General features: G+C 71.7%; 10 protein-coding genes. 5 read left to right on the top strand and 5 right to left on the bottom strand.

Features of this window, described 5'->3' with window-relative positions:
• Positions 1 to 145: 145 nt before the first annotated feature.
• Positions 146 to 1,111: a ferritin family protein gene (locus AB0C69_RS09575; protein WP_360351904.1), complete on the top strand. Its 966-nt coding sequence runs from the start codon at positions 146 to 148 to the stop codon at positions 1,109 to 1,111.
• Positions 1,112 to 2,201: 1,090 nt separating this feature from the next.
• Here the strand turns inward: AB0C69_RS09575 and hsaA are convergent.
• Positions 2,202 to 3,368, bottom strand: coding sequence for a 3-hydroxy-9,10-secoandrosta-1,3,5(10)-triene-9,17-dione monooxygenase oxygenase subunit (gene hsaA / locus AB0C69_RS09570; protein WP_345179275.1), 1,167 nt, complete (start codon positions 3,366 to 3,368; stop codon positions 2,202 to 2,204).
• A 143-nt stretch (positions 3,369 to 3,511) separates the two neighbouring features.
• On the opposite strand from hsaA, the gene AB0C69_RS09565 reads away from it, so the two are divergent.
• The 4 genes from AB0C69_RS09565 to AB0C69_RS09550 are packed head-to-tail and all read left to right on the top strand — an operon-like array spanning position 3,512 to position 6,475.
• Positions 3,512 to 4,669 carry a Rieske 2Fe-2S domain-containing protein gene (locus tag AB0C69_RS09565; RefSeq protein WP_345179273.1) on the top strand — a complete coding sequence of 386 codons (1,158 nt, stop codon included), beginning with the start codon at positions 3,512 to 3,514 and terminating at the stop codon, positions 4,667 to 4,669.
• Positions 4,666 to 4,902: a ferredoxin gene (locus AB0C69_RS09560; RefSeq protein ID WP_345179272.1), complete on the top strand. Its 237-nt coding sequence runs from the start codon at positions 4,666 to 4,668 to the stop codon at positions 4,900 to 4,902. Before AB0C69_RS09565 ends, AB0C69_RS09560 begins: the two co-directional genes overlap by 4 nt.
• A complete protein-coding gene (locus AB0C69_RS09555; RefSeq protein ID WP_360351899.1) occupies positions 4,899 to 5,690 on the top strand; it encodes a glucose 1-dehydrogenase in 792 nt (263 codons plus the stop codon). Before AB0C69_RS09560 ends, AB0C69_RS09555 begins: the two co-directional genes overlap by 4 nt.
• Complete coding sequence (locus AB0C69_RS09550) at positions 5,687 to 6,475, top strand: SDR family NAD(P)-dependent oxidoreductase (RefSeq protein WP_345179267.1); 789 nt, start codon at positions 5,687 to 5,689, stop codon at positions 6,473 to 6,475. Before AB0C69_RS09555 ends, AB0C69_RS09550 begins: the two co-directional genes overlap by 4 nt.
• Positions 6,476 to 6,517: 42 nt before the next feature.
• Here the strand turns inward: AB0C69_RS09550 and AB0C69_RS09545 are convergent, their stop codons facing one another.
• The 4 genes from AB0C69_RS09545 to AB0C69_RS09530 are packed head-to-tail and all read right to left on the bottom strand — an operon-like array spanning position 6,518 to position 10,319.
• Entirely contained in the window at positions 6,518 to 8,134 is a 1,617-nt protein-coding gene (locus tag AB0C69_RS09545; RefSeq protein ID WP_360351895.1) for an AMP-binding protein, read from the bottom strand.
• A gap of 31 nt (positions 8,135 to 8,165) precedes the next feature.
• Positions 8,166 to 8,978: an SDR family oxidoreductase gene (locus AB0C69_RS09540; RefSeq protein WP_345179263.1), complete on the bottom strand. Its 813-nt coding sequence runs from the start codon at positions 8,976 to 8,978 to the stop codon at positions 8,166 to 8,168.
• The gene (locus AB0C69_RS09535; protein WP_345179261.1) at positions 8,971 to 9,435 is read right to left on the bottom strand and encodes a nuclear transport factor 2 family protein; all 465 of its coding nucleotides are present in this window, start codon (positions 9,433 to 9,435) and stop codon (positions 8,971 to 8,973) included. Before AB0C69_RS09535 ends, AB0C69_RS09540 begins: the two co-directional genes overlap by 8 nt.
• Positions 9,432 to 10,319 (bottom strand): LLM class F420-dependent oxidoreductase, encoded by an 888-nt coding sequence (locus AB0C69_RS09530; protein WP_360351890.1) that lies wholly within the window; start codon positions 10,317 to 10,319, stop codon positions 9,432 to 9,434. The genes AB0C69_RS09535 and AB0C69_RS09530 overlap by 4 nt, the downstream gene beginning before the upstream one ends.
• Position 10,320: the final 1 nt, after the last annotated feature.

Here is a 10,320-nt window from a genome sequence, read left to right as displayed (position 1 = left end):
GATCTACAAGTAGGTGTTTACAATGTTTCCCTCCACGACGCTCTTCCTTTCCGTGCCCCTTTCGGGTGGTGCCGACGGCCCACCGGTCGCTACATGTAGTAACTGATCAGCTACACAAAGCGACCGATCATCCGAAAGGGAAGAAATGACCACGTCAGGGCTCACCCGGACCTGCGCCGTCCTCGCCGGAGCGGCGATGGTGGTCGGGACCGCGCTCCCCGCACAGGCCGCCACCCCGGCGGTAGTGCACCACAAGACCTACGAGAACACCCTCACCGCGATGCACGGTGAGGCCTTGGCGCACGCGAGCTACCACTTCTACGGCGAGCAGGCCGGATACGAGCATCTGCCCAAGGTGCGCGCCCTGTTCATGAAGACCGCGGACACCGAGCTCCACGACCACTTCACCAAGGAGGCGCAGCTCATCCACTTCGTCCGCGACGACGCGTCCAACCTGCGCGAGAGCATCAAGGGCGAGATCGAGGAGGGCACGCGGATGTACCCGCGGTTCGCCAGGGAGGCGCGGGAGGACAAGGACGACAACGCCGCCCGCCTCTTCACCGAGATCGCGGCGGACGAGCTGACGCACGCCCGCTACTTCGCGAAGGCGCTGTACGCCATCGAGCACCACCGCGGGGAGATCCCCGAGGGGCCCACCCCCGACCCCGTCAAGGTCGTCGCGGGCAAGCCCAAGGTGCACTCGGCGAGGACGCTCCGCAACCTGGAGACCGCGATGCACGGCGAGGCGTTCGCGAACGCCAAGTACACGCTCTACGGCGAGCACGCCAAGGCCCGCAGCCCGAAGCTGGCCCGGCTGTTCGAGCGCACCGCCGCGGTCGAGCTGACCGAGCACTTCGCCGGAGAGGCCGACCTCGCCGGCTTCGTCCACCGCACCAAGGAGAACCTGCGCAAGAGCATCGCCGGTGAGACCTACGAGGCCACGCAGATGTACCCGAGCTTCGCCCGCACCGCCCGGGCCGAGCACGCCTACAAGGCCGCGCGCCTCTTCACCGAGATCGCCGGCGACGAGGCCGCCCACGCTCGCGCCTTCGAGCACGCGCTCAAGCACCTCTGCCACCACCACCACCACATGGCGCGCGCCGATTCCTGACCCCACGCCATCAGGCGCTCCTTGCCCGGAGCCGCCGCGAACGGCCCGGCTCTCACCGAGAGCCGGGCCGGACGTTTATGGGCCCCGCCTCCGACACCGACCGCATTCAGGCGCGGGCCAGGGCATGCGCCATTCATCATGCGACCGCCCCCAGCACTCATGCAAAGGCATGCCGAAATGGCGTGAAGGCCACGCCATTGTTTACCGCGCACCCCGGACCGCACCCGGGCCCGATCGTTTTTCGGGCACTCCGAAGAAACCGACGTACGCGAAAGTACGCGGCAAAGTCCGGGCTCCGTGCGCCGCAGGAACCACTACTTCAGTCGGCACTCACATTCGAACCACTTCGCCACCATCCCTGCCATCCCCGTGCGGCGGCCTTCGACACGGCGAATCCCCATTCGCCGCTGGCCGCCTGGCGGCAGAGTACCGGCCCGCAGACGACCGACGGGCCGGATTCGCGGCCAGACGATGATCTTGTGGCGCAGATCATGACAACCCGCGGTGTCGCCCTCATCGCCCTGTGTGCAGGGGCTGCAGCGTCGGACGGCGGCGATCCCCGGCCCTGACTGCACATTTACGACCCACGACAAATATGTGATCGAGTGATCACTGATCGCCATCAGTATTTAATAATCAACTACTTATGTGCCCTAGAACACACTGAGTTGTCAAGCGCTCGAAATGGCGTACAGTTCCTGTCCGTCGGCAGGAGCAATTGCTGCCGAACGTTGGGAGGGAAGCCTTCCCAACGGCCACCAAACAACACGTCGAGGTCTCGGACCTCGGCGGAAAGCAAAGGGAGTTGGTTTCCATGAACTGCCCCAAGTGCGGTGCGCAGATGCAGAAGCCGGGCGACCAGGGCGGATCCATGTGGGTCTGCTACGGCTGCGGAAACATGGAGCAGAGCTGAACCAACCGTCGGCCCACTGACCAGCGGGCCGGCACGCACGACTATCGCGGTCGCCCCCCGACCAGTTCGGGGGGCGGCCGCCCCTTGACGTCTTAGCCGGCCGGTATGCGGGGGCATGACGCGCCGCCCCGCCGGCGAGCGCGGAACCCGTCGGCGCCGGACGAGCCGGTCCGGTGGTCAGACGAGGTTGTCCTCCACCTTGAGGCCGAACTCGCCCCGGCCGTACATGGACAGGGCGTGCTCGACGTCGTTGGCGACGTGGACGCTGCCGGCGTGGGCGTCGCGCCAGGCGCGTTCGATGACGTTGCCGCGGTGCAGGGAGTTGCCGCCGGCCGTCTTGAAGAGGATGTCGATGGCCTCGATGGCGCGTTCGGTGCCGCGCACCTGGTCGCGGCGGGCGCGCAGGCGCAGCTCCATCGGGATCTTCTCGTTGCGGACGGCGTACTCGTGGATCTCGCGGACGTTGCGGTCGGTCTGCAGGACCGCGGCGTCGATCTCGGAGGCGGCACGGGCGACGGCGACCTGGGCGAACTGGTCCTCGACGAAGCGGCCGCCGCCGAGGCTGAGGCGGATCCGGTCGCGCATGCGGGTCACGTAGAGGTCGTGGCAGCCGGCCGCCATGCCGATCACGCTGGCGGCGACGGTGCTGGTGAAGATCGTCCCGAAGGGCATGCGGTAGAGCGGGCCCGTGTTGACCTTGCGGCCGGGATTGCGGAGCTGGGCCTGCTCGAAGTTGCGCATCGCGCGGTGGGCCGGGACGAACGCCTTCTCCACGACGATGTCGTCGCTGGCGGTGCCGCGCAGGCCCATCGAGTCCCAGACCTCGGCGATCTCGTAGTCGCGCCGGGGCACGAGGACGGTCATGAAGTCGACCGGGCGGCCCTCGGCGCCGACGACGAGCGCGCCGAGCAGCGCCCAGGAGGCGAACTCGCAGCCGGACGAGAACGACCAGCGCCCCGTCACCTCGTAGCCGCCGTCGACGGGGGTGAGGCGGCCGATCGGGGCGTAGGAGGAGGCGATGAGGGTGTCCGGGCCCGCGCCCCACACCTCGCGCTGCGCCTCGTCGGCGAACAGGCCGAGGTGCCAGGAGTGGACGCCGAGGACCGCGGCGACCCAGCCGGTCGAGCCGCAGGCGCCGGAGACCGCGCGGATCACCTCGTAGAAGGCGACGGGGTCGTCCTCGGCGCCGCCGTACCGGGTGGGCTGGAGCATCCGGAACACCCCGGCGGCGGTCAGCTCCCGGATCGTCTCCGCGGGGATGCGTCCCTTCTCGTCCACGGACCGGGCCCGCTCGGCGATGCCGGGCAGCAGTCCGCGCACCGCGTCCAGGACCTCGTTGCTCATCCCCGCTCCTTCCCTAGTACGGCCATTGCAGGAGACCATGGTCCCGTGCCGGCGCGGGACCGGGCGTCCCGGCCAATGGGACTCGGCGGTCGGGACGGTGACCTGCGACCTAACGTTCGAATCACCCGTCCATCGCCGAAGGGATGATCCACGTGACCGCAACCGAGTCGGACGCCGTCCGCGCCATCGAGGCGGAGGCGATCACCCGCCGTTTCGCCCGGGGATGGCACTGCCTCGGGCTGGCCGAGAAGTTCCGGGACGGCAAGCCCCACACCGTGACCGCGTTCGGGCAGAAGCTCGTCGTCTTCACCGGTGAGGACGGCACGACGAACGTCCTGGACGCCTACTGCCGCCACATGGGCGGCGACCTGTCCCAGGGCACCGTCAAGGGCAACGCGATCGCGTGCCCGTTCCACGACTGGCGCTGGGGCGGCGACGGCCGCTGCAAGCAGATCCCCTACGCGCGCCGCGTCCCGCTGCGGGCCCGGACGGCCGCGTGGCCGACGATGGAGCAGGACGGGCTGCTGTTCGTCTGGAACGACCCGGAGGGCAAGAAGCCGCCGGAGGACGTGACGATCCCGGTGATCGAGGGCGCCACCCGCGACGACTGGACCGACTGGCGCTGGACGGAGACCGTCGTCCACACCAACGCGCGCGAGGTCATCGACAACGTCGTGGACATGGCGCACTTCTTCTACATCCACAAGTCGTTCCCGACGTACTTCAAGAACATCTTCGAGGGCCAGGTGGCCACGCAGATCATGAAGGGCCGGACGCGGGAGGACGCGCGCCGGGAGGGCGGGAGCGGCGGGCCGAAGATGCTCGGCAACACCTCCGTGGCGTCCTACCACGGCCCCTCCTTCATGATCGACGAGCTGACGTACCACTACGAGGGGTACGACCTGCACTCCGTCCTGATCAACTGCCACTACCCGATCGACGAGAACTCGTTCTCGCTGCACTCGGGCATCATCGTCCAGCACAGCGACGCGCTGCCGGCCGATGCCGCGGAGGCGACCGCGCAGAAGCTGTCGGACTTCATCCTGACGGGCTTCGAGCAGGACATCGAGATCTGGCGGAACAAGACCCGCATCGACAACCCGCTGCTGTGCGAGGAGGACGGGCCCGTCTACCAGCTGCGCCGCTGGTACGAGCAGTTCTACGTGGACGTCGCCGACGTCACGCCGGAGATGACCGACCGGTTCGAGTACGAGATCGACACGACCCGGCCGGTGGAGTCCTGGCAGAAGGAGGTCGACGCGAACATGGCCCGCCGGGAGTCCGAAGGGGCGTCGGCGTGACGACCCGCCAGGACGAGCGCCTCCTGGACGGGCCGCTGCTGCCGGTCCGCTGCCGCCGCTGCGCCGCCGAGGTGATGGTGCGCAAGTCGAGCTGGGAGCAGACGAGCATCCAGTGGAACGCCGAGGCCAGGGAGGCGTGCGTGGGGCTGGACGACCCGCACGCGACCTGCCCGGCGCTCCGCTCGGCCATCCAGGAGGCCGCGCTGAACGGCGCGATCACGGTGGTCGAGTGACGGGCGGACGGCTCGCCGGGCGGGTCGCGGTCGTGACCGGCGCGGGCGACGGGATCGGGCGCGGCATCGCCCTCCGCTTCGCCGCGGAGGGCGCCCGCGTGCTGGTCGCGGAGCTCGACCCGGAGTCCGGCGAGCGGGTCGCCGCGGAGATCGGGGCGGCCGCCCGGTTCGTCCGGACGGACGTCACCGACAAGGCGCAGGTCCGCGCGATGGTGGACGCGGCGGTCGAGACGTGGGGCTCGGTGGACGTGCTGGTCAACAACGCCTGGGGCGCCGGGACGGTGAGCCGGGTGGAGGCCAAGACCGACGAGCAGATCGCCCGCGGGTTCGCGATGGGGTACTACGGCCCGCTGTGGGCGATGCAGGCCGCCTTCCCGCACATGAAGGCCCGCGGGTGGGGCCGCGTCGTCAACATGTGCTCGCTGAACGGCGTCAACGCCCACATGGGCACCCTGGAGTACAACTCGGCCAAGGAGGCCCTGCGGACGCTGACCCGCACGGCCGCCCGCGAGTGGGCGGCCACCGGCGTCGTCGTCAACGCGGTCTGCCCGGGCGCCAAGAGCGCGGCGTTCCGCCGGATGGCGGCCGCGCACCCGGAGATCGAGGCGGCCGCCGACCGCGCCAACCCGATGGGCCGCCTCGGCGACCCGGAGACCGACATCGCCCCCGTGGCGGTGTTCCTGGCGTCCGAGGACGCCCGCTACCTGACCGGGAACACCCTGTTCGCGGACGGCGGCTCGCACATCAACGGCGTCGCGTGGACGCCGGACCTGGACGGAGAGCAATGATCGACCGATACGGCCCGTGGGCCGTGATCGCGGGCGGCTCGGAGGGCGTCGGCTCGGCCTTCGCGCACCGCCTCGCCGACGCGGGCCTGAACCTCGTGCTGATCGCCCGCAAGCCGGGGCCGCTGGCGGAGACGGCCGAGGCCGTCCGCGCGAAGGGCGTCGAGGTGCGCACCCTCGAACTGGACCTGGTCGCCCCGGACCCGCTCAAGGCGGTCCGCGAGGTGACCGACGGCCTGGACGTCGGGCTGCTCGTCTTCAACGCGGGCGCCAACAGCTACGGCCACGAGTTCGTCACCGGCGACCTGGACCGCTTCCAGGGCGTCATCGACCTGAACATCACCGCCCAGCTCGCGCTCACGCACCACTTCGGCGCGCTGATGAAGGAGCGGGGACGCGGCGGCATCCTGCTGGTCGGCTCCCTCGCCGGCTACATGGGCCAGCCGCAGATCAGCATCTACTCGGCGGTGAAGGCGTTCGGCCGCGTCTTCGCCGAGGGGCTGTGGCTGGAGATGCGCGAGCACGGGGTGGACGTCCTGGAACTCGTGCTCGGCGTGACCCGCACCCCGGCGATGGAACGCGCCGGCCTCAACATGGACATGCCGGGCCTGAACGTCGCCGAGCCCGACGACGTCGCCCGCGAGGGCCTCGAACACCTGGCGGACGGCCCGGTCTGGGTCGCGGGCGGCAACTACGACATGGCCCGCAAACGCGCCGGCTTCCCCCGCGAGAAGCTCGTCGCCGGGGCGCACGCCGCGATGAAGCGCATGCTTCCGGAGCCGTCCTGACCCCGCTCCCGGCGTCCGGTACTTCGCCGAGGGGACCTCAGGCTAGCCGCGCAGAACGTAGGTGCCGTCGCGGTGCTCGTAGACGGGGTCGGCGGTGTCGCGGCCTTCGGTGCGGAGGACGCGCTTGACGACCTTGTTGGTCGGGGTGCGGGGCAGGGCCTCGACCAGGCGGACGTAGCGCGGGGTCCACTTGGTGCCGAGGTCCGGCTGGGCGGCCAGGAAGGCCGTGAAGGCGGACGGGTCGAAGGCGTGCCCCGGGGCCAGGGTGACGGCGGCCATCGCCTGGTCGCCCACCCGGTCGTCCGGGACGGCGTAGACGGCGACGTCGGTGAAGGGCTCGAAGCGGGCCAGGAGGCGTTCGACGGGGGCGGCGGCGAAGTTCTCGCCGTCCACGCGCAGCCAGTCGTCGTCGCGGCCGGCGAAGTACCAGTAGCCGTCGGCGTCGCGGTAGGCGAGGTCGCCCGACCAGGTCCAGCCGTTGCGGACGCGCCGCGCCGTCGCCTCGGGGTTGTTGTAGTAGCCCTCGAACTTGGCGGCGCCCATCGTGTCGACGATCTCGCCGATGGCCTCCTCGGCGTTGAGGAGCACCCCGTTCGCGTCGAACTCAGCGCGCGGGCATTCCCGCAGGGTCGCGGGGTCCATCACGACGGTGCCCGCCTCGGCGACGCCCAGCGAGCCGGGCGGCGTGCCGGGGACGCGGGTGAGGCGGATCTCGCCCTCGCTCGACCCGTAGGAGTCGATGACGGCGCAGCCGAACCGGCGGGCGAACGCGTCGATGTCGCGCTGCGCCGCCTCGTTGCCGAACGCGATGCGGAGCGTGTTGTCGGCGTCGTCCGGCTTCTCCGGGACGGCCAGGATGTAGCTGAGGGGCTTGCCGACGTAGTTGAAGAACGTGACGCCGTGGCGGCGCACGTCCGGGAGGAAGCCCGAGGCCGAGAACCTGCGGCGCAGGACGATGCGGCCTCCCGCGGCGACGGCGGGCGCGATCCCGGCCATCAGCGCGTTGGAGTGGAACATCGGCATGACCACGTAGAACACGTCGTCGCCGGTGAGGCCGCGCCGGTCGCGCTGCTGCACGGCGATCCGGCCCAGCCGGCGCTGCGTGCAGATCACCGCCTTGGGCGCGGACGTCGTCCCGGACGTGAACACCAGCGAGAAGATCGCGTCGGGGTCCACCGGGGCGGGGGCGGCGAGGCGGGCGGAGGCCAGCCGTTCGGCGTACGCGGGCGTGTCGACCGTCAGGGCGGGGACCCGCGTGAGCCCGTCGAGCAGCGGCGCGCGGGACGTCTCGGTGACCAGCAGCGCGCAGTCGGTGTGGGCGATGTCGCGGGCCAGCTCGGCGCCCCGCCGCGTCGGGTTCAGCTCCACGACCGGGACGCCGGCGAGCGCCGCGCCGAGCAGCCAGAACAGGTGCTCGGGCCCGTTCTCCAGGAACAGGCCGACGTGGCCGGGCAGGTCCCGGGCGAGCGACGCCCGCCGCAGGGACTCCGCGACGACCTCCCGCCAGGTCCAGGAGCGGTCCTCGAAGCACAGGCCCGTCCGGTCGTCGCCGCCGCGGGCCGCGACCAGGTCGGCGAACGCGGTCTCGCGGGCGGGACGGTCGTCCCCCAGCACCGCGCTCTCCTTCGGCACCGCGCTCCGGGTCTTCCCGTCCTGCATGCGACACGGCTCCTCTCGTCTCGATGCGCCCCTAGGCGCGGTGCGGGCGGTTCGTCCAGCCCTGGTCGTCGGCGCGGACGAACCAGCCGGACGCGGCGAGCGTGCCGCCGTCGACCGGGATGGTGTGGCCGGTGACGAACCGGGCGTCGTCGGAGGCGAGGAACGCGACGACGGCGGCGTAGTCGTCGGGGTCGCCGAAGCGGGCGAGCGGGACCCAGGTGTGCTCCAGGCCCTCGTCGTAGCCGCGCCGCATCCAGGCCGCCGGGGTCTGCTCGGTGTCGGCGAGGTCGGGGGCGATCGCGTTGACGCGGACGCCGTGCCGGCCGACCGCGACCGCGAGGCTGCGCGTGAACGCCGACACGCCCGCGTTGAACGCCGAGTACACCGGGTGCTGCGGGATGCCGCGGAACGCCTCGACCGTCGAGTTGTTGACGATGCTCCCCGCGCCCCGGTCGATCATCGCGGGCAGCAGCGCGTGGGTCAGCGCGAAGACGTGCAGAAGGTTCAGCTCGTAGAGGCGCTGCCACTGGCCGGGCGTGCTGTCCTGGAACGACGCGGCGGCCGGGCGGAAGTCGCCGACGTTGTTGACCAGGACGTCGGCGCCGCCGTGGTCGAGCGCGGCCGCCGCGACGTCCGCGACGGTCGCGTCCTCGGTGATGTCGCCGACGACCGTGACGCAGCGCCCCCCGGCGGCCTCGACGGCGGCGCGGGCCCGTCCGGCGGCGTCCGCGTCGATGTCGTTGAGGACCACCAGGTCGCCGCCCGCGGCGAGGCGCCGGGTGATCGCTCCCCCGATGCCGAGCGCGCCGCCGGTCACGACGCTGACCCGCGCCCGCTCAGCCATGGCGCCGCCTCCGGACGGGACGGGTCTCGATCGAGTCGATCCGCTGCTCGCGCCGCGCGAACCGCCAGGCGCCGCCGTCGAGCCGGTAGGCGTCGGTGTAGCGGCAGTGCCAGACGAGGTCCCGCACGGCGCCGTCCTCGCGGTCGCTCAGGTGGTGGGCGACGCAGGCGACCTCGCCGGTGGCGGTGCCGGGCTCGGGCCCCGCGCCGAACACCTCTCCGGCGAGCGCGTGGAACGTGACCGGGACGCCGTGCAGCGCCGACAGCGTCGCGGCGATCTCGGCGCGCCCGGTGAAGGTCCGCACCGGGTCCAGCTCGCCGGGGGCGTCGGGCAGGACGAGGACGGCGTCCTCGGCGAACAGACCGGCCATGGCGTCGACCTCGCGGCGGTCGGCGTGCAGCGCGTACCGGGCGACGAGGTCGCCGAGCGCGATCCGGTCGGCGGTGTCGAGCGTCATGATCCCGACAGGCCCAGCCGCTCGGCGCAGGCGGACAGCTCGTCCTCGGCCTCGCCGAGGTCCGTCGTCACGGCCCCGCGCAGGACGAGCCGGTCCGCGCCGAGGGCGGCCAGCCTCTCCGCCTTCTCCGGCGTCACGGCCGCCAGCGAGTGGCCGAGGGTGAGTTCGAGAGCGTCCGGGTCGCGGCCGTTCTTCTCGGCCTCCTCCCGCATCAGCGCCACGAGCCCGCGCAGCTCGTCCCCCGCCACGCCGAGGGGCTGGAGGCCGTCGCCGTAGCGGCCCGCGCGGCGCGCGGCGGCCTTGGAGTGGCCGCCGATGTGGATGGGGATCCCGCCCTCCTGGACCGGCTTCGGGTAGCTCATCGCGCCCTCGAAGCGGAAGAACTCCCCGTCGTGGGAGGCGCCCCCGGGCGCGGTGTCGGCCCACAGCTCGCGCAGCACCCGGAGCTGCTCGTCGCCCCGCCGGCCCCGGGTCTCGAAGTCGGCGCCGCACGCCTCGATCTCCTCGCGCATCCAGCCCATGCCGACGACGAGCCGCAGCCGCCCGCCCGACAGCGCGTCGACCGTGGCGAGCCGCTTGGCCAGCACCACCGGGTGGTGGTTCGGCAGGACGAGCACGCCGGTGGCGAGCCCGATCCGCGACGTCCGCCCCGCCAGGAACGCCAGGAGGTCCAGCGGATCGGGGATGTCCAGGTCGTCGGCCAGCTCCATCCGCCCCGAGCTGTCGTAGGGGTAGACGCTGGAGTAGCCGCTCGCCACCACCGCGTGCTCGACCGCGCCGACCGACTCGAAGCCGCAGGCCTCCGCGTGCCGGGCGTACTCGCCGATCCACGCGGGATCGGCGGTCACGCCCGCCGCCACGGGGAGAAGGACGGCGTACTTCATG

The sequence above is a fragment of the Actinomadura sp. NPDC048032 genome, assembly GCF_040653175.1.
In the GTDB taxonomy this organism is placed as follows: Bacteria; Actinomycetota; Actinomycetes; order Streptosporangiales; family Streptosporangiaceae; genus Spirillospora; species Spirillospora verrucosospora.
Note: the sequence above shows the minus strand (reverse complement) of the source record. Positions and strands in the feature narration are given on the sequence as shown.